The organism is Microbacterium sp. 2RAF4 (assembly GCF_052115285.1).
GTDB classification, from domain to species: Bacteria; Actinomycetota; Actinomycetes; order Actinomycetales; family Microbacteriaceae; genus Microbacterium; species Microbacterium oxydans.
Genome location: NZ_JBFRGI010000001.1, coordinates 854,235 through 873,350, shown reverse-complemented (window position 1 = coordinate 873,350; position 19,116 = coordinate 854,235). Strand labels below are relative to the sequence as shown.

19 protein-coding genes and 1 rRNA gene are annotated in these 19,116 nt (G+C 68.8%); 19 read left to right on the top strand and 1 reads right to left on the bottom strand.

The genetic code is table 11. The features are described 5' to 3' along the window. Window positions 1-24: 24 nt before the first annotated feature. From rrf to AB4070_RS04160, 19 genes are all read left to right on the top strand, one after another. Window positions 25-141: ribosomal RNA gene (gene rrf / locus AB4070_RS04250) — 5S ribosomal RNA — on the top strand. Window positions 142-310: 169 nt separating this feature from the next. Next, window positions 311-1,249 carry a hypothetical protein gene (locus tag AB4070_RS04245; protein ID WP_441979016.1) on the top strand — a complete coding sequence of 313 codons (939 nt, stop codon included), beginning with the start codon at window positions 311-313 and terminating at the stop codon, window positions 1,247-1,249. 38 nt (window positions 1,250-1,287) lie between these two features. Continuing rightward, on the top strand, window positions 1,288-2,139 hold the full coding sequence (locus tag AB4070_RS04240) for a hypothetical protein (RefSeq protein ID WP_441979015.1): 852 nt from the start codon (window positions 1,288-1,290) through the stop codon (window positions 2,137-2,139). Next, window positions 2,139-3,176 (top strand): HAD-IIA family hydrolase, encoded by a 1,038-nt coding sequence (locus tag AB4070_RS04235; protein ID WP_441979014.1) that lies wholly within the window; start codon window positions 2,139-2,141, stop codon window positions 3,174-3,176. The genes AB4070_RS04240 and AB4070_RS04235 overlap by 1 nt, the downstream gene beginning before the upstream one ends. Window positions 3,177-3,227: 51 nt before the next feature. After that, window positions 3,228-3,404, top strand: a complete 177-nt coding sequence (locus tag AB4070_RS04230; RefSeq protein ID WP_441979013.1) for a hypothetical protein — start codon at window positions 3,228-3,230, stop codon at window positions 3,402-3,404. Beyond that, window positions 3,401-4,198: a TlyA family RNA methyltransferase gene (locus tag AB4070_RS04225; RefSeq protein WP_441979012.1), complete on the top strand. Its 798-nt coding sequence runs from the start codon at window positions 3,401-3,403 to the stop codon at window positions 4,196-4,198. Before AB4070_RS04230 ends, AB4070_RS04225 begins: the two co-directional genes overlap by 4 nt. Continuing rightward, window positions 4,195-5,115: an NAD kinase gene (locus tag AB4070_RS04220; RefSeq protein ID WP_441979011.1), complete on the top strand. Its 921-nt coding sequence runs from the start codon at window positions 4,195-4,197 to the stop codon at window positions 5,113-5,115. The genes AB4070_RS04225 and AB4070_RS04220 overlap by 4 nt, the downstream gene beginning before the upstream one ends. Window positions 5,116-5,128: 13 nt before the next feature. Further along, a complete protein-coding gene (recN, locus tag AB4070_RS04215; RefSeq protein WP_441979010.1) occupies window positions 5,129-6,820 on the top strand; it encodes a DNA repair protein RecN in 1,692 nt (563 codons plus the stop codon). Window positions 6,821-6,837: 17 nt separating this feature from the next. Next, window positions 6,838-8,532 carry a CTP synthase gene (locus tag AB4070_RS04210; protein WP_046749376.1) on the top strand — a complete coding sequence of 565 codons (1,695 nt, stop codon included), beginning with the start codon at window positions 6,838-6,840 and terminating at the stop codon, window positions 8,530-8,532. After that, window positions 8,525-9,106, top strand: a complete 582-nt coding sequence (locus AB4070_RS04205) for an NUDIX domain-containing protein (RefSeq protein ID WP_441979009.1) — start codon at window positions 8,525-8,527, stop codon at window positions 9,104-9,106. The genes AB4070_RS04210 and AB4070_RS04205 overlap by 8 nt, the downstream gene beginning before the upstream one ends. Window positions 9,107-9,108: 2 nt before the next feature. Beyond that, window positions 9,109-10,011, top strand: coding sequence for a site-specific tyrosine recombinase XerD (gene xerD / locus AB4070_RS04200; protein ID WP_441979008.1), 903 nt, complete (start codon window positions 9,109-9,111; stop codon window positions 10,009-10,011). A 213-nt stretch (window positions 10,012-10,224) separates the two neighbouring features. Then, window positions 10,225-11,058, top strand: coding sequence for a ParA family protein (locus AB4070_RS04195; protein ID WP_168441067.1), 834 nt, complete (start codon window positions 10,225-10,227; stop codon window positions 11,056-11,058). Then, complete coding sequence (locus tag AB4070_RS04190) at window positions 11,042-11,899, top strand: segregation and condensation protein A (protein ID WP_441979007.1); 858 nt, start codon at window positions 11,042-11,044, stop codon at window positions 11,897-11,899. The genes AB4070_RS04195 and AB4070_RS04190 overlap by 17 nt, the downstream gene beginning before the upstream one ends. After that, complete coding sequence (gene scpB / locus AB4070_RS04185; RefSeq protein WP_441979006.1) at window positions 11,889-12,497, top strand: SMC-Scp complex subunit ScpB; 609 nt, start codon at window positions 11,889-11,891, stop codon at window positions 12,495-12,497. Before AB4070_RS04190 ends, scpB begins: the two co-directional genes overlap by 11 nt. Further along, window positions 12,494-13,312, top strand: coding sequence for a pseudouridine synthase (locus AB4070_RS04180; RefSeq protein WP_441979005.1), 819 nt, complete (start codon window positions 12,494-12,496; stop codon window positions 13,310-13,312). Before scpB ends, AB4070_RS04180 begins: the two co-directional genes overlap by 4 nt. Further along, on the top strand, window positions 13,309-14,445 hold the full coding sequence (locus AB4070_RS04175) for a prephenate dehydrogenase (protein ID WP_441979004.1): 1,137 nt from the start codon (window positions 13,309-13,311) through the stop codon (window positions 14,443-14,445). The genes AB4070_RS04180 and AB4070_RS04175 overlap by 4 nt, the downstream gene beginning before the upstream one ends. Beyond that, complete coding sequence (cmk, locus tag AB4070_RS04170) at window positions 14,438-15,157, top strand: (d)CMP kinase (protein WP_441979003.1); 720 nt, start codon at window positions 14,438-14,440, stop codon at window positions 15,155-15,157. Before AB4070_RS04175 ends, cmk begins: the two co-directional genes overlap by 8 nt. 40 nt (window positions 15,158-15,197) lie before the next feature. Continuing rightward, window positions 15,198-16,670: a ribosome biogenesis GTPase Der gene (gene der / locus AB4070_RS04165; protein WP_242868688.1), complete on the top strand. Its 1,473-nt coding sequence runs from the start codon at window positions 15,198-15,200 to the stop codon at window positions 16,668-16,670. A 61-nt stretch (window positions 16,671-16,731) separates the two neighbouring features. Then, window positions 16,732-17,637 (top strand): NUDIX domain-containing protein, encoded by a 906-nt coding sequence (locus AB4070_RS04160; RefSeq protein WP_441979002.1) that lies wholly within the window; start codon window positions 16,732-16,734, stop codon window positions 17,635-17,637. 51 nt (window positions 17,638-17,688) lie between these two features. On the opposite strand, the gene AB4070_RS04155 is transcribed toward AB4070_RS04160, so the two are convergent. Continuing rightward, entirely contained in the window at window positions 17,689-19,116 is a 1,428-nt protein-coding gene (locus tag AB4070_RS04155) for a DUF222 domain-containing protein (protein WP_441979001.1), read from the bottom strand.

Sequence of the window (19,116 nt, the reverse complement as noted above, 5' to 3'; positions counted from 1 at the left end):
GTTTGATTGAAACATCAATAGTGTTTCGGCGGCCATAGCGTGAGGGAAACGCCCGGTTACATTCCGAACCCGGAAGCTAAGCCTCACAGCGCCGATGGTACTGCAGGGGGGACCCTGTGGGAGAGTAGGACACCGCCGGACTCCTTTTAGACAAAATGGCCACCCATCGTTGGGTGGCCATTTTGCGTTTACACGAAGAGAACAGGGAGCACCATGCCAGAAGAGGAACAGCGCCGTCCGCGTCGCAACGACGACAACGGACCGCGCGCGAACCGCGCTTCTGGCGGACGCCCCAACTACAGCAACCGCGATGGCGGCGCGCCCCGTCGTGAGGGTGGTGCCCCTCGTCGTGAGGGCGGGTACAGCCGTGATGGCGGTGCTCCGCGTCGTGAAGGCGGGTACAACCGTGATGGTGGTGCTCCGCGTCGTGACGGCGGCTACAGCCGCGATGGCGGTGCTCCGCGTCGTGAAGGCGGGTACAACCGTGATGGTGGTGCGCCGCGTCGTGACGGCGGCTACAGCCGCGATGGTGGTGCCCCGCGTCGTGAAGGCGGGTACAACCGTGATGGCGGAGCCCCTCGTCGTGACGGCGGCTATAACCGTGATGGCGGAGCCCCTCGTCGTGACGGCGGCTATAACCGTGATGGTGGTGCTCCTCGTCGTGACGGCGGCTATAACCGTGATGGTGGTGCTCCTCGTCGTGAGGGCGGGTATAACCGTGATGGTGGTGCTCCTCGTCGTGAGGGCGGGTACAACCGCGATGGCGGCGCGCCCCGTCGTGATGGCGGTGCCCCGCGTCGTGAAGGTGGGTACAACCGCGATGGTGGTGCGCCGCGTCGTGAGGGCGGCTATAACCGTGACGGTGGTGCCCCGCGTCGTGAAGGTGGGTACAGCCGTGACGGTGGTGCCCCGCGTCGTGATGGTGGTGCCCCGCGTCGTGAGGGCGGCTACAGCCGCGATGGCGGTGCTCCGCGTCGTGAAGGTGGGTACAACCGTGACGGTGGTGCTCCGCGTCGTGAGGGCGGGTACAACCGTGATGGTGGTGCCCCGCGTCGTGATGGCGTATCGCCCCGTCACGAGGGCAGCGACCGCTCCGCGGGGCGTTCCTTCCCGCAGCGCGGGGGAGCGGGTCGGGAGCGACCGGCACAGGCCGCGAATGAGCGTCCGCGGTTCGATGAGCCCCACATCCCCGACGATGTCACCGCACGTGACCTCAACGGGGCGGCGCGCAACGAGCTCAAGACGCTGAGCAAGGAGAATGCGGAGCATGTCGCCCGTCACCTCGCGATGGCGTCACGGCTCATCGATGAGGATCCTGCGCTCGCTCACCAGCATGCTCTCGCTGCCTCCCGACGAGCCGGTCGCATCGCGATCGTCCGGGAGACCCTCGGCATCACCGCGTACGCCACGGAGGACTTCGCTCTCGCGCTGCGCGAGCTGCGTACCTACCGTCGCATCTCCGGCAAGGACGATCAGATCGCTCTGATGGTGGACAGCGAGCGCGGTATCGGTCGCTCTGACCGTGCGCTCGAGACCGGGCGTGCCGTGGATCGCTCCTCCCTCGAAACGCCTGTCCGCGTCGCACTCGCCATCGCGATGTCGGGGGCCCGACTGGATCAGGGCGACCTCGAGCTCGCGCTCGGTGAGCTGGAGATCCCGGAGCTCGACCCCGATCGCGCGTTCGAATGGAGCCCCGCCCTGTTCGCTGCCCGTGCCGCCGTGCTCGAAGACCTCGGGCGCACCGAGGAGGCTGAGTTCTGGGCGCACCGTGCCGAGGTCGCCGCGGAAGCACTCGGTATCGACGAGGCGGGCGACGAGGAGATCTTCATCGAGGACAGCCTCATCGAGGGCGAGTTCGCGGACGAGGACGACACCTCGGACGCCCCGTCCCAGGCGGACGCTGACGCAGTTGGGACTGAAGCGGCTGAGCCTGAAGCAACTGAGCCTGACGCAGCTGAGCCTGAAGCGGCTGAGCCTGACGCAACTGAGCCTGATGCGGCTGAGTCTGAAGCGGCTGACTCTGAAGTATCAGACGACGAGGAGCCCTCGGTCGAAGACGAGGTGCGCGAGTTGCTCGGCGAGGATCATGACGAGGATCGGGACGCCGACGAGGACGACGAGTCGGAGCCGGAGGCATAGTGGCGCTGTTCTCTCGGAAGCGGTCGGCACCTACTCCGCTCGACGGTGTCGACACGGTCCTCGCCGATCTCGACGGGGTGGTCTATGCCGGTCCCGGGGCACTGCCGTTCGCGGTCGAGAGTCTCAACGAGGCGGCCAAGTCCGCTCGGCTCGGATATATCACCAACAACGCTGCGCGGACCGATGCGTCCGTGGCGGAGCACTTGAGCAGCCTCGGACTCCACGTCGAGGCATCGGATGTCGTCACCAGCCCGCAGGCCGCGATGCGTCTGATGGCCGAGATCGTGCCCGCACCGGCGACGATCCTGGTCATCGGCGGTGACGGGCTCGTCGACGAGGTGCAGAAGGCGGGCTACACGGTCACCCGCAGCGCGGACGATGCGCCCAGCGCAGTGGTGCAGGGCTTCGCGCCTGAGGTCGCGTGGACCGATCTCGCCGAGGCGGCCTTCGCGCTGAAGCTCCCGGAGGACGAGGGTGGGATCCCGTGGATCGCCACCAACACGGACTGGACGATTCCTCGGGAGCGCGGCGTCGCCCCGGGGAACGGAACGCTCGTCTCCGCTGTCCACACCGCGATCGGCCGGCTCGCGACCGTCGCGGGGAAGCCGGAGGAGCCGATCTTCCGGGAGGCCCTCGCACGCTTCGGTGCGACGAAGGCGCTCTTCATCGGTGACCGTCTGGACACCGACATCATGGGCGCCAGCCGGGCGGGCATCGACTCCGCCCTGGTGCTCACGGGCATCGATCGGCCGAAGCACGTGCTGGCGGCGCCGGAGGGCTCGCGTCCCACGTACATCCTCGGCGACCTGCGCGAGCTGCATCTTCCGTACCCTGAAGTGACTCAGCAGGACGGCGTCTTCCGTGTCAACGACGCCGCCGTGCGTGTCACCGGTGCCGATGTCGAGATCGTGGCGGAGTCCGCAGAGCAGATCGATCTCCTGAGAGCGGGCGCTGCCGCCATCTGGGCGTCGGGAACGCCCGTGTTCGTGCTGCGGGTTCCCGAGCGTCTCTACGAGGATCCGTTCCACCGCCCCTGACGCCGTCGCGTGGCGCCCTCCCGCGTCGGAGGGGCCGCGTACAGTAGAACCGTGAGCGATGAGACGACGAGCGCGCCGACCGATGGTCTGTGGAGTCGGCTGCGCCTGATCGAGGGGCAGCCGCTTCCCGCCCGCGCCGACGCGTATTCGGCGCTGCACGACGAGCTCTCCCGCCGCCTCGAGACCGGTGCGAAGGCCGAGCAGCGGGAGACGTCGGGATCCCGATGACGCGACTCGATGCCGCCCTCGCCTCACGAGGACTCGCCCGTTCGCGCACCCATGCGGCGACCCTCATCTCCGAGGGGCTCGTCAGCGTCGATGGCCGACCCGTCGTGAAGGCGTCGACATCGATCGGCGAGGGGGCCGAGATCACGATCGCCGGAGCCGACCACTACGTCGGCAGGGCCGCGCACAAGCTCATCGCGGGTCTCGACGGCTTCGCCGTCCCGGTACAGGGGCGTCTCGCGCTCGACATGGGCGCATCCACCGGCGGTTTCACTCAGGTGCTTCGCGAACGCGGCGCGCGCACGGTCCTCGCGGTCGACGTCGGGCACGGTCAACTCGCTCCGTCCATCGCTGCCGATCCGGGCGTCATCGCCGTCGAGGGCTACAACGTCCGTCACATGACACGCGAGAATCTCGCCGCGGCGACCGGCGAGTCCGCGACCCCCGATCTGATCGTCGGCGACCTCTCGTTCATCTCCCTCGAACTCGTGCTTCCGGCCGTCGCCGCCGTGGCAGTGCCGGATTCCGACATCCTCCTGCTCGTGAAACCCCAGTTCGAAGTCGGGCGCACAGCCGTCCGCGGCGGTCTGGTCACCGATCCCGCCACGCGCGCCGACGCCGTCGCCAGAACGGTGTGGAGCGCGTGGGACGTGGGACTCGGCTTGCTCGGGATCCTTCCCTCCCCGATTCTCGGTACACACGGGAACGCCGAGTATCTCGTGCACCTCGCCCCGGGGCGGGGCAGCAATCCGACAGAATGGCTGGACACCATCAACCGACTGGCAGGAGGACGATGAACGAGCGCTGCATCCTGGTCGTCGCTCACGCGGGCCGTGTCGACACCGTCGAGGCCGCCCGTCGGGTGATCGACGCTCTTCGAGAGGCCGGAGCGCGACCCGTTCTGGCTGTCGACGATCACGAGGACCTCGCGGCCGTCGACCCGTTCTTCGTCGACACCGACGTGCTCGGCCGCTCCGTCGACCCGGCCGACCTCGAGCTGGCGATCGTGCTCGGCGGGGACGGCACGATCCTGCGTGCCGCAGAACTCGTGCGGGACAGCGGCGCACCCGTGCTCGGCATCAACATGGGACACGTGGGCTTCCTCGCGGAGATCGACCGCGACGACATGGACAAAGCGGTGCGCCGGGTGATCGATCGCGACTACGAGGTCGAAGAACGGCTCGCGCTGTCGGTGCGGGTCAAAGATGTCGACGGCACCGTCGTCTACGAGACCTGGGCGCTCAACGAGGCCACGGTCGAGAAGGCCAGCCGTGAGCGGATGATCGAGATCGTGCTGGAGATCGACGGCCGTCCCCTGTCGAGCTTCGGCTGCGATGGCATGGTCGTGTCCACTCCGACCGGATCGACCGCCTACAACTTCTCGGCGGGTGGTCCCGTGATCTGGCCCAGCGTGAAGGCGATCGCCGTGGTGCCGCTCTCTGCGCATGCTCTGTTTGCCAAGCCGCTCGTGGTCAGCCCGGACGCGTCGGTCGCGATCGAGATGCTCGAACGCACGGACGGCTCCGGAATCCTGTGGTGCGACGGACGCCGTTCGCACGAACTGCCGCCGGGCGCTCGTGTCGTGGTGCGTCGTTCTTCACGTCCCGTGCGGCTCGCACGCCTGCACCCCACGGCCTTCACGGACCGTCTCGTGCGCAAGTTCCAACTGCCCGTCGCCGGGTGGCGTGGCCAGGCGACGGAAGCGACGTCGTGAGCGAGAGGTCGTCATGATCGAGGAAATGCGGATGCAGGGGCTCGGCGTCATCGCCGATGCCGTTCTGCCGCTGGGCCCCGGCTTCACCGCGGTCACGGGTGAGACCGGTGCGGGAAAGACCATGGTCGTCACCGGCCTCGGGCTGCTCCTCGGCCAGCGCGCCGATTCCGGGGCGGTGCGCGCCGGTGCGTCGCAGGCATCGGTCGCCGGCGTGTGGATCGTCCCCGAAGAGGGCAGCGTCGCAGAGATCGTCGCCGACGCCGGGGGAGAGCTGGAGCCCGCGGGTGGCGGCAGCGCCGAACTCTACGTGTCGCGCACGTTGAGTTCGGAAGGGCGCTCCCGCGCGAGCGTGGGCGGTCGTGCCGCACCGGCGGGAGTGCTCTCCTCCCTCGCGGAAGAGCTGGTCGTGGTCCACGGCCAGTCCGAGCAGCTGCGGCTGCGGTCGGCCGTCGCCCAGCGCGATGCGCTCGATCGTTTCGGTGGCGCTCCGATCACGGAAGCCGTGAGCACCTATGCGGCCGCTTTCGCTCGTTGGCGCGCGCTCGACGCCGAGATCTCGGAGATCGCCGAGAACCGGGATCGGCGGGCTGACGAAGCCACGCGACTGCGGGAGGCCATCGCACTGATCGAGGCGACCGCGCCGGAGCCGGGGGAGGACCAGGAGCTCACCGAGCGCGCCGAGCGTCTCGCCAACTCCGAGGAACTGCGTCTCGCAGCCTCTCTCGCCCACGCCGCGCTGTCGAGCGAAGACGGCGAGCCTGATGCCGCGGCGCTCGTCGCGGAGGCACGCCGCGTGCTCGAACGAGCCTCTGATGCCAAGTTGACCGAGATCGGTGAGAACCTCGCCGACATCGGCTACCGGATCGCCGACACTGCGGGGCTCCTCTCCGCCTATCTCGCCGACCTCGACGAGACCGGTCCGCATGAGCTCGCGGCCGTCGAAGAGCGGCGTGCGGCGCTCGGGACCCTGATCCGTGCCCATGGCTCGCTCGATGAGGCCCTGACTCTCTGGCAGACCGGATCCGCGCGGCTGGCCGAGCTCGACGACGACGGTGACCGCATCGAACGGCTGATCGCCGAGAGGGATGCCGCACGCGTGGAGCTGGATGTGCACGCCGCCGCGTTGACGGCAGTACGAACCGAGGCCGCCGCCCGCCTCGGCGCGGCCGTGACGGAGGAGCTGCACGCTCTCGCGATGCCGGACGCGCGCCTCGAAGTCGTGGTCTCCGAGGGTGCCGAGAGCGCCCACGGCCGAGACGATGTCGCGATCCTCCTCGCACCCCACCCCGGCGCCGAGCCGCGATCGGTCTCGAAGGGAGCCTCGGGCGGCGAGCTCTCCCGCGTCATGCTCGCCATCGAGGTCGTGATCGCCGCGACCGATCCGGTTCCGACGTTCGTGTTCGACGAGGTCGACGCGGGTATCGGGGGCGCTGCGGCCATCGAGGTCGGACGCCGACTCGCCCGACTCGCCGAGAAGTCGCAGGTCATCGCGGTCACACATCTCGCACAGGTCGCAGCGTTCGCCAACAACCATCTGTCGGTCGTGAAGGCCAATGACGGCGCGGTCACGGCCTCCAGCGTGCGGCGTCTGGAGGGGGAGGAGCGCGAAGCCGAAATGGCTCGTCTGCTGTCGGGGCTCACCGATTCCGACGCCGCCCTGACCCACGCGCGTGAACTTCTCAGCCTCCGAGTCCCCTCCGCCTGATAGGATCGAAGCCCGTGATGAACTCTTCTTCTGCGGGACCCAAGAACGACACGACCAAGCACATCTTCGTGACTGGTGGTGTCGTTTCGTCTTTGGGCAAGGGGCTGACGGCGGCCAGCCTCGGAAACCTCCTCACGGCCCGCGGTCTGCGCGTCGTGATGCAGAAGCTCGACCCGTACCTGAACGTCGATCCGGGCACGATGAACCCGTTCCAGCACGGCGAGGTGTTCGTGACGGACGACGGCGCCGAGACCGATCTCGACATCGGCCACTACGAGCGCTTCCTCGACATCAACCTGTCTGAGGCGGCCAACGTCACCACCGGCCAGATCTACTCGCAGGTGATCGCCCGCGAGCGTCGCGGCGAGTACCTCGGCGACACGGTTCAGGTCATTCCGCACATCACGGACGAGATCAAGCGCCGCATGCGTCTGCAGGCGTCGGAGGACCCGCGTCCCGACGTGATCATCACCGAGGTCGGCGGCACCGTCGGCGACATCGAGTCGCAGCCGTTCCTCGAATCCGCGCGCCAGCTGCGTCACGAGCTCGGCCGCGACAGCGTGTTCTTCGTGCACGTGTCGCTCGTGCCGTTCATGGGCGCCTCGGGGGAGCAGAAGACCAAGCCGACGCAGCACTCGGTCGCAGCTCTCCGTCAGGTCGGCATCCAGCCCGACGCGCTGGTGCTCCGCAGCGACCGTCCGGTCAGCGCGAGCAACCGCAACAAGATCGCGCTGATGTGCGACGTCGATGTCGAGGGTGTCATCAACACCGTCGACCTGCCGAGCATCTACGACATCCCCTCGACGCTGAACGAGCAGGGACTGGACTCCTACATCGTGCGCCGCCTCGGCCTCGACCAGAAGGCGGCCGACGTCGACTGGACCCGCTGGAACAAGGTGCTGCACGCGGTGCACAACCCCAAGCACGAGGTGACGATCGGTCTGGTGGGCAAGTACATCGACCTCCCCGACGCCTACCTCTCGGTGACCGAGGCTCTCAAGGCCGGCGGCTTCGCACAGGAGACCAAGGTCAACATCCGCTGGATCCCCTCCGACCTGTGCGAGACCCCGGAGGGCGCCAGGGAGCAGCTGGCCCAGCTCGACGGCATCTGCGTGCCAGGAGGCTTCGGCATCCGCGGCATCGAGGGCAAGCTCGGCGCGCTGAAGTTCGCGCGTGAACAGGGAATCCCGACGCTCGGCCTGTGCCTCGGCCTGCAGTGCATGGTCATCGAGTACGCACGCGACGTCGCCGGCATCGAGGGCGCGTCCTCGAGCGAGTTCGACCCGGAGACGGCGGAGCCTGTCATCGCGACGATGGCCGAGCAGGTCGACATCCTCGACGGAGGCGACCTCGGGGGCACCATGCGCCTCGGTCTCTACCAGGCGGCCCTCGCCGAAGGGTCGCTCGCCCGTGAACTGTACGGTGCGCCCGAAGCCTCAGAGCGCCACCGTCACCGCTACGAGGTGAACAACGCCTACCGTGACCGTCTGTCGGAGGCCGGACTGGTCTTCTCCGGTCTCAACCCGGAGCTCGACCTCGTCGAGTACGTCGAGCTGCCCCGCGATGTGCACCCGTACTACATCGCCACTCAGGCGCACCCCGAACTGCGCTCGCGTCCGACCGCTCCGCACCCGCTGTTCCGCGGACTGGTCGGCGCAGCGATCGAGCGGAACCGCGCGAGCGAGCTGTTCGACGTCAGCGCGGATGACTGAGTCGCCGCAGGACCTCCGCGACGAGCCGTTCGAACCGGGGGTCCTCCAGAGCGACCTCGTGTACCGCGGCAGGGTCTGGGACGTCCGGTCCGACCGCGTGCGCTACGGAGACGGTGAGATCGTCCGACAGTACGTCGACCACACCGGCGCGGTGGCGATCGTCGCCCTGGACGACGAGGGGCGCGTCCTGCTGATCCAGCAGTACCGCCACCCGATCCGGCATCGGGACTGGGAGCTCCCTGCAGGACTGCTGGATGTGGAGGGGGAGGAGCCTCTCGCCGCAGCCCGACGCGAGCTCGCGGAGGAGGCCGACCTCGTCGCCGCGCATTGGGAGCCCCTGGTCTCCTCCTGGACGACTCCTGGCGGGAACGACGAGATCATCCACGTGTTCCTCGCGACCGGAGTCTCCTCGGCCGACGCGGCACACGACCGGGAGGACGAGGAAGCGGACATCCGGGTGGCCTGGGTGCCGCTTTCGGACGCCGTCTCGGCGGTGCTCGAGGGGCGGATGCGCAACGGCATCCTCGCCATCGGGGTGCTCGCGGCATCGCAGAGGCTGCGCGACCGGGACTGACGATGCAGCTCGAGCGCGCCCTGGACGCCTACCTGCGTCATGTCACGGTCGAGCGGGGCCTGAGTGCCCACACGGTCGCGGCGTACCGGCGTGACCTCGGCGCCTATCAGGAATGGTTGGTGGCCGAAGGGGTCGCCGACACGGCTGAAGTGACCCCTGCCGTGATCGACCGGTTCATCGCGGAGCGGGCATCCGCCCAGCCGCCTCCCGCCTCGACCAGTCTCGCGCGCCTGCAGTCGTCGGTCCGGGGCTGGCACCGCTTCCTCGCACGCGAGGGCATCGAGGCTGACGACCCCAGCGGCCGGCTCCGCCCACCCAAGGCGCCGCGACGCCTCCCCAAGGCCCTGACCATCGAGCAGGTCGAGCGCCTTCTCGCCGCTCCGCCACCCGAGGACCCGCTCGGCATCCGCGATCGCGCGCTGCTCGAACTCCTGTACGCGACCGGAGCCCGCGTGTCGGAGGCCATCGACCTCGACGTGGACGACCTGGCGCACGGAGACGTGCTGCGACTGCGGGGGAAGGGGTCGAAGGAGCGCATCGTGCCGCTGGGCTCTTACGCGCGCGCCGCTGTGGACGCGTACCTGACGCGCGTGCGTCCGGGGCTGGCGGCCAAGGGACGTGCCTCCGCCCGACTGTTCCTCGGCGCTCGGGGGGCCCCGCTCTCGCGTCAGAGCGCCTGGCTCGTCATCCGCGCCGCCGCCGAGAGAGCGGAGATCACGGTCGACGTCTCCCCGCACACCCTGCGGCACTCGTTCGCCACGCACCTCCTGCAGGGTGGTGCGGATGTGCGCGTGGTCCAGGAGCTCCTCGGGCACTCGTCGGTCGCGACGACGCAGATCTACACCCACGTCTCCGTCGATGCACTCCGGGACATCTACGCGACGTCGCACCCGCGCGCCCGTTGAAGGTGCCGCACCGGCCCGATCCGCTCTGCCGCGTGCCGATCGCTCTGCCGCGTGCCGATCGCTCTGCCGCGTGCCGATCGCTCTGCCGCGTGCCGAGGCGGCCGGAGAACCGCATGGCCGGTACAATCGACCAAGCACGACGGAGCAGGAGAACGGGTGGCTGAGAAAGTGGCGAAGTCCAGGGCGAAGGCGCAGAAGGCCGACGAGACCCCCATGGGACCCACCGGCCGTCCGTATCACGGCTTCCCGATCCCCGAACCGCTGAAGTCGCACGGCCCTGCACGCATCATCGCGCTGTGCAACCAGAAGGGCGGCGTCGGCAAGACGACCACGTCGATCAACCTCGCTGCGTCGCTGGCCGAATACGGCCGGAAGGTGCTGGCGGTCGACTTCGATCCCCAGGGCGCGCTGTCCGCGGGCCTCGGCATCCCCACCCACGACGTGCCGACGATCTACGACCTGCTGCTGGACACCAAGCGCGACGCCCACGACGCGATCGTGCATTCGAGCGTCGAGGGCCTCGACGTCATGCCGGCGAACATCGACCTCTCCGCCGCGGAGGTGCACCTCGTCAACGAGGTCGCACGAGAGACGATCCTCGCCCGCGTCCTGCGCCAGGTGGCGGGGGAGTACGACGTCATCCTGATCGACTGCCAGCCCTCGCTCGGCATCCTCACCGTGAACGCGCTGACGGCTGCCCACGGTGTGATCATCCCGCTCGAGTGCGAGTTCTTCGCCCTGCGCGGCGTGGCGCTGCTGATCGAGACGATCGACAAGGTCCGCGACCGGCTCAACCCGTCGATCACGATGGACGGCCTGCTGGCGACGATGTACGACCCGCGCACGCTGCACTCCCGCGAGGTGCTCGAGCGTGTGGTCGAGGCATTCGGCGACGATGTGCTGGAAACCGTGATCGGCCGCACCGTGAAGTTCCCGGACGCCTCCGTGTCGGGCGTGCCGATCACCGAGTTCGCCCCCGAGCACGCCGCCGCTCAGGCGTACCTGCGGCTGGCGCGGGAGCTGGTCGCCCGTGGCGCCGTCGCCTGACGAAGCACCTGTCGACCCGTCGCTCCAGGAGAGCGCAGACGAAGGAGCGTCCGCCGAGGACAGCGGCTTCACGGTCTCGCTGTCGAACTTCGACGGCCCCTTCGACCTGTTGCTGAACCTCATCTCGAAGCACGAGATGGACATCACCGAGGTGTCGCTGAGCGCGGTCACCAACGAGTTCATCGCGTACCTCGGCCAACTCGACGACGACGAGGACCTCGATCAGGCGTCCGAGTTCCTGGTCGTGGCCGCGACCCTGCTCGACATGAAGGTCGCCGGTCTGCTCCCTCAGGGCGAGCTGGTCGATGCCGAGGCGGTGGCTCTGCTCGAGGCACGCGACCTGCTGTTCGCACGCATGCTGCAGTACCGCGCCTTCAAGGAGGTCTCGACCTGGTTCGCCCGCTGTCTGCAGCGCGAAGACCGTCGTCACGTGCGCGCTGTCCGCCTGGAGGAGAAGCACCGACGTCAGACGCCGGAACTCGTGTGGTCCTTGAGCGTCGACGATTTCGCCGCTCTCGCCCTCCTGGCCTTCGCCCCGAAGGAGATCCCGCACGTCGGGCTCGATCACCTGCACGCGCCCCTGGTCAGCATCCGCGAACAGGCGGCGATCGTGGTGACGCTGCTGCGCGGCACCGAGTCGGTGAGTTTCCGCGAACTCGTGGCCGGCGTGACCGAGCCGGGCATCGTCGTGGCACGGTTCATCTCGGTGCTGGAGCTCTACCGGCACGCAGCGCTGTCGTTCGAACAACTGGAACCGCTCGGCGAGCTGACGCTGCGCTGGGCAGCCGACTCCTGGTCGGATGAGACGCTGGCGACCCTGGGAGCCGACTATGACCGATGACGTGACGGACGAGACGAACGCAGCCCTGCTCGGTGCCGAGGAGATTCCCCTGACCGAGCGGATCGAGGCGATCCTCTTCATCGTGGATGAGCCGATCGGCCTCGTGGCGCTGGCCGCCGCGGTCGGCTCGCCGGTTCCTGCCGTGCGCCAGACCCTGGAGACGCTCGTCGAGGACTATGACGGGCGCGGGAAGGGACCGCGGCGCGGCTTCGAGCTTCGAGAGGTCGGCGGCGGGTGGCGTCTCTACGTCAGGGAAGAGCTCGACGACGTGGTGGCGGCGTTCATCGGCGGTCAGGCTCCCGCACGTCTCTCGCAGGCCGCGCTGGAGACCCTGGCCGTCATCGCCTACAAGCAGCCGGTCACGCGCAGCCAGGTCGCCTCCATCCGCGCGGTGAACGTGGACTCCGTCGTCCGCACGCTCGTCGCTCGTGGACTGATCACCGAGTTGTTCGCAGACTCCGAGACCGGGGCGATCAACTACGGCACCACCGACGCGCTACTCCAGCATCTGGGCATCAACTCCCTCGACGAGCTGCCCCCGATCTCCCCGCTGCTCGACGACGGCGCAGACGGATTCGACGAAGGGACCATCCGATGACCGGCCACGACGCCATGAACGCAGCCTCGAACGATTCCGAGGCTGCACCCGAAGGGGTGCGCCTGCAGAAGGTGCTCGCCGCTGCAGGGGTCGCCTCACGCCGCGTGGTCGAGCAGTACATCACCGAAGGGCGCATCCGCGTCAACGGCATCGTGGTCTCCGAGCTCGGGAGACGGATCGACCCGGAGAACGACCTCGTCGACGTGGACGGCACCGCCGTGCAGCTCGACGTCTCGAAGCGCTACGTCATGCTCAACAAGCCCACCGGTGTCGTGAGCAGCATGAAGGACGAGAACGGCCGTCCCGACCTGCGCCGGTTCACCGCCGACTACGAGGAGCGGCTGTACAACGTCGGACGGTTGGATGCCGAGACGAGCGGTCTGCTCATCCTGACCAACGACGGCGCGCTCGCTCATGTGCTGGCGCACCCGTCGTTCGGCGTGACCAAGGTGTACATCGCGAAGGTCGAGGGCACGGTCCTGCCGCAGACGATCCCGAAGCTCACCAAGGGCATCGAACTCGAGGACGGACCGATCGCCGCCGACAAGGCGCGGCTTCTGGACACCTCACGAGGGTCGAGCCTGGTGGAGTTGACGCTGCACTCCGGTCGCAACCGCATCGTCCGTCGGATGCTCGCAGCCGTCGGCCACCCGGTCACGGAACTGGTCCGTCGACAGTTCGGTCCGCTTCACCTGGGAACCCTCCCGGCCGGAAAGACGCGGGAACTGAGTAAAATCGAACTCGGCGCGCTTTTGACCCTGTCGCGCCGTGATTCCGGTGTCGCCGAGGCGCCAGGCGAGCAGGAGAGCGAATGACCGATACGACGAGTGCGCCCGCGGGGCGGAGAGCGGGCTTCGTCGCGCCGCGTCTCTCCGGGACCGTCCGCATCGTCGGCGCCGGCCTCCTCGGCGCGAGCATCGGTCATGCACTCCGTGCGAAGGGCGTCGACGTGGTGCTGTCCGACGCCTCGCCGGCGCAACTGCGTCTCGCGGTCGACTACGGCGCAGGCCGGATCGCGGCGGAGGACGACACCCCCTCTCTCGTGGTGGTCGCCGTTCCGCCCGATGTCACGGCCGACGTGATCCAGGCCGAGCTCGAGCGATTCCCGCAGGCGGTGGTCACCGATGTCGCCAGCGTGAAGCTCGAGCCGTTCCGCACTCTTCAGACCCGCGGCGTGGACCTCACCCGCTACATCGGCTCGCATCCCCTCGCCGGCCGCGAGCGCGGTGGGGCGATCTCCGCCCGCGCTGATCTCTTCATCGGTCGCCCCTGGGTCGTGTGCCGAGACGCGGAGACGAAAGCCTCCGATCTCGCGCTCGTCGAGGCCCTCGCTCTCGATGTGGGAGCGACGCCGCTCGAGATGACCCCGGAGGAGCACGACCGTTCTGTCGCTCTGATCTCGCATGTGCCGCAGGTGGTGGCGAGTCTGCTCGCCGGTCGCCTCGCAGAGGCCGAGGAAGGGGCGCTCCGTCTCGCGGGCCAGGGCGTCCGCGACACGACGCGCATCGCTGCGTCCGCGCCGGAACTCTGGGTGCAGATCCTCGGGGCGAACGCCGAACCGGTGGTCGAGATCCTTGACGCCCTCGCCTCCGACCTCGGTGAGATCTCCGACGCCCTGCGCGATCCGGCTGCGCCCGGCGCCCGCCGCACGGTGGCCGAGACCATCCGCCAGGGCAACGACGGGGTCGAGCGTCTTCCCGGCAAGCATGGACAGAACCAGCGCTTCGACACTCTCGTCGTCATGATCGACGACACTGCCGGACAACTCGGACGGCTCTTCGGCGAGCTCGGCGAACTCGGCGTCAACGTCGAGGACCTGCGCCTCGAGCACTCGCCGGGAGCGCAATTCGGCCTCGCCGAGATCAGCGTCGACCCGGCGGCCCTGCACGGCGCGATCACCGGACTGCAGGAGCGCGGCTGGCGTATCGCGGGGAGCACTAATGACTGACACCTCTATCTCTGCCGCGGAGGCGCCCGTGACCGACGCACACAAGTTCATCGCGATCGACGGCCCCGCCGGCTCCGGCAAGTCCAGCGTGTCCAAGGCTGTGGCGCGCAGGCTCGGCTTCGGGTACCTCGACACCGGGTCCGCCTACCGTGCCCTCGCCTGGCATGTGCTCGACCGCGGGGCTGACACGGACGACTCCGAGGCTGTCCTCGTTGCGGCGACCGACTTCCCCGTGCGGCTGGGGCTCGACCCCGACGACCGCACCGTGCTCGTCGGAGACGTCGAGGTCACCGAGGCCATCCGCGATCCGCGTGTCTCCGGAGCCGTGAGCGGCGTGGCGCGCGTGCCCGAGGTGCGCGCGCAGGTCAACGAGCTCTTCCGCCGCCTGGTGGCCGAGTCGTCGTACCCTGCCGTCGTGGTGGAGGGACGTGACATCACGACCGTGGTCGCGCCGGACGCCCCTGTACGAATCCTTCTCACCGCAGCCCCCGAAGTGCGGGCTGCCCGACGCGCCGGAGAACTCTCCGGCGAGAACGCGGCTGCTGTCGCCGCGGCATTGCACAAGCGCGATGCCTCAGACAGTGCCGTCGTCGACTTCCTGAACGCCGCAGAAGGCGTCGAGGTCGTCGATTCGACGGAGCTCGATTTCCCCCAGACCATCGACGCCGTCCTCACGGTGATCGAACGAATCCAAGGAGCACCCCGTGGCTGACGACGAATACGAAGGCGGCCCCGACCAGCTCGCCGAGAAGATGGACCAGCTCGACGAGCATCTTGCCGAGCAGCGTGCGGAGACCCTCCGCGCAGGCCTCTCCGACTACGAGCTGGACGACGAGGACGCGGAGCTCCTCGCAGGGATCACGCTCGGCGAGGACGGCATCCACTACAGTCCCGCACTTCCCGTGGTGGCGATCGTCGGACGGCCGAACGTGGGCAAGTCCGCGCTCGTGAACCGCATCCTGGGTCGTCGTGAGGCCGTCGTGGAGGACACCCCCGGCGTGACCCGCGACCGCGTGACGTACAAGGCGGAGTGGGGAGACCGACGCTTCTCGCTCGTCGACACGGGCGGGTGGGAGCCGGACGCCCGCGGCATCGACCGTTCTGTCGCGATGCAGGCGGAGGTGGCGATCGACCTCGCCGACCTGGTGCTGTTCGTCGTCGACGCCATGGTGGGTGCGACCTCGACCGATGAGCACGTCGTGAAGCTGCTGCGCAAGAGCGGCAAGCCCGTGTTCCTGGTCGCCAACAAGATCGATGACGCCCGGCAGGAGCCGGAGACCGCAGCTCTGTGGAGCCTCGGTCTCGGCGAGCCGCACCCGGTGTCCGCCATCCACGGACGCGGTGTCGCCGATCTGCTCGACGCCGTGATGAAGAAGCTCCCCGAGATCTCGGCGGTCGCCAAGCAGGAGATCGGCGGACCCCGCCGGGTCGCCATCCTCGGTCGGCCGAATGTCGGCAAGTCGTCGCTGCTGAACAAGGCGGCAGGCGAGGAGCGCGTGGTCGTCAACGATCTCGCCGGCACCACGCGCGATCCGGTCGACGAGGTCGTGGAGCTGGGCGGCAAGATGTGGCGCCTGGTCGACACCGCCGGCATCCGTCGTCGCGTGCACATGGCGCAGGGCGCGGACTTCTACGCGTCGCTGCGGACCTCTGCCGCTCTGGAAAAGGCGGAGGTCGCTGTCGTCGTGCTCGACGTCTCCGAGTCGATCAGCGAGCAGGACGTGCGCATCATCGACCTGGTGCTGGAGTCGGGCCGTGCGCTCGTGCTCGCGTTCAACAAGTGGGACCGCCTCAACGACGACGACCTCGAGAACGCCGACCGTCGCCGCTACCTCGAGCGCGAGATCGAGCAGGACCTGGCACACGTCGCCTGGGCCCCGCGCGTGAACATCTCCGCGAAGACCGGGCGTCACCTCGACAAGCTCGTTCCCGCCTTGGAGACCGCACTGGAGAACTGGGACCGTCGTATTCCGACGGGCAAGTTCAACGCGTTCCTCGCGGAACTCGTGGCGGAGCACCCGCACCCGCTGCGTGGAGGCAAGCAGCCGCGCATCCTGTTCGGCACCCAGGCATCGACGCGTCCGCCGACGTTCGTGCTGTTCACGACCGGTTTCCTCGACCCCGGGTACCGCCGGTTCATCCAGCGGCGTCTGCGCGAGCTTTACTCGTTCGAGGGCACGCCGATCGTGATCAACATGCGCGTGCGCGAGAAGCGCCAGCGCTGATCTGTTCCGGCGCATGTCGCGCCGTGGTGCCGTCATCCCGATGCTGTGAAAGGCTGAGGGTGTGACTGTCGTACCTCCTGCTTCCGGTGAGCCGCGTCGCCCCGAGGGGCCGAGGAATCCCGGCGATGCCTGGGTGATCTCGGAGTCGGGGGAGAAGTACTGGGGGCGCTTCGGCGCCGCCGGTCTCCTCGCCTACGATCCCGCGCGCGGGATCCTGCTGCAGCACCGCGTCTCCTGGAGCCACTTCGGGGGAACGTGGGGGCTCCCTGGCGGGGCGTTGCACGAGGGGGAGAGCGCGATCGACGGAGCGGTCCGCGAAGCCCAGGAGGAAGCCGGCGTGCCGGACGGTGCTGTGCGCGCCCGGTTCACGAGCGTGCTCGACCTCGGGATCTGGTCGTACACGACCGTCATCGCCGACGTGCAGGTGCCGTTCGAACCCGTGATCAGCGACCCCGAGAGCGTCGCCCTGGAATGGGTGCCGGTGGATGAGGTCGACGCCCGCCCGTTGCACCCGGGTTTCGGGGCGTCATGGCCGGCGCTGCGGGCGCTGCTCGGGACGCGTCCTGCGATCGTGGTGGATGCGGCGAACGTCGTCGGCTCGGTCCCGGACGGCTGGTGGAAGGACCGTGCCGGAGCGGCGGCTCGACTTCGCAGCCGCCTCGAGCGCTTGGCTGTTCCCGCCGAGGAGCTGGAGCTCGGGGGAGATGCGTGGTTCCCCGAGGTCTCGCTGGTGGTCGAGGGACAGGCACGAGGCATCGCCGACGAGGCGGGTCCCGTCAGCCTGGTACGCGCCGAGGCCGAGGGCGACGACGCGGTCGTCGCTGAGATCGAGCGTCGGGTCGCGGGCGCGGAATCCGTCGTCGCCGTCACCAGCGACCGCGGCCTCCGGGAACGGGCCGAGCACGCGGGCGCCGCGCACCTCAGGTCGGCTGGATGGCTGCTCGAATTGCTGGACGCGCAGGGCTGACGTCGAGTCTCTGAGCCGCGGGCCGGTTTCCGTCGGCCCGGAAGCCCGGAGTCACACGAACAGCACGCGTCGAGGTGGCGAATCGGCGTAGTCCCGGCCCAATGGGCTGTGCCAGGTGACGCTGCCGTCTTTCTCCTGCTGAGCGGTCCACCGATGCGCCTCCGGGATGTCCGGGTGCTTGAGCGTGTGGTGATTCCGACAGAAATGCGCGAGATTGTCGAGTGCGGTCGTGCCGCCCTTCGCATGATCGTGGTTGTGGTCGATCTCGCAGCGGTGCACCGGCATCCGGCATCCCGGGAACCGGCAGTGTCGGTCGCGCGCGCGGAGGAAACGCCTCATACCCTCGGTCGGCGTGTAGGTGTCGGTCTCCACGACCATGCCGGAGGGGTCGAGGAACAGGCGGCTCCAGCCGGTGTTGCGGGCTGCGAGCTCGCGCGCGACGTCGGGGTGCAGCGCTCCGTGCCCGTCGAGCTCCGCCGGGTTGTCGTTGACGCCGGTGAGGGTGCTCGCAGCGATCGTCACCTGCACGCGGGCCTGGATGCCGTCGAGGCCGTCTCCGTGTGCGGCGCTCGGATCTGCCGTGAGGAGCAGATCGGCGAAGAGGTCGGCCTGGGTCTGTGCCCACGTACGGGTGTCCGCCGGGAAGTGCTCCACGTCGGGGTCGGTGGTGAAGGTGCTCTCGTCGATGCCACGGATCACGCCGTCATCGAGGAGGCCGAACACCGGATCTTCGAGCGAGATGTCGTCGGGGCTGACGCCCTCGCGCCCGCCGTCGAACCACCAGGACGGAGGAACGACCTCGCGGTCGTCTCGGGCGCGTACGACCGCTCGTGTCATCTGGGTCAGTCGGTCGGAGATGGCGGTGGCGATCCACTCGGGCAGCACGGCAGTGAGCAGCGCGAGCCCGTCGTCGAGCGACTTCACCGTCACGCACCGTTCCTCGGCAGCACGTCGGTGTCTGTCGACGACCGTCTCGCCGACGAGGGCGGCAACGACCTGTCGAGCGTGCGCTTTGGTGCGCGCTGCGGTGTCCTGCTCGGCGACCACCAGCACCGCCGTCTCGAACAGCTCCATGACCGCCGGATCGACCTTGCGGTTGCGGATCGCCTCCGCGACGATGGCGCTGGCCCTGGCGATCTCGCGCACGTGCCCCGCGCTGACGGCGCCGCGCGAGAACGAGGCGCGGGTCGCGGGGAGATGACCGACCAGGGCCTGGGCGTCTGCGAAGGCGAACTCCATGGTCCCCTTCGGGAGATTCCCGGCAGCCGAGAACTCCGCGACCATCGAGCGGTAGATCGCCTCGCGGTGGAACGGGCTCGAGGCGACATCAGCATCGTGGATGGCGATCTGTTCCGTCAGCAGCTCGGCTGCCTCTGCTTCGAGTACGGCGATACGGCGACGGGTGGCGACCCAGGCATCGAGGACTCGACGACGTTCCTCGAAGTCGAGGTCGCGGTCGGGTTCTTTATCGTTCGCCAT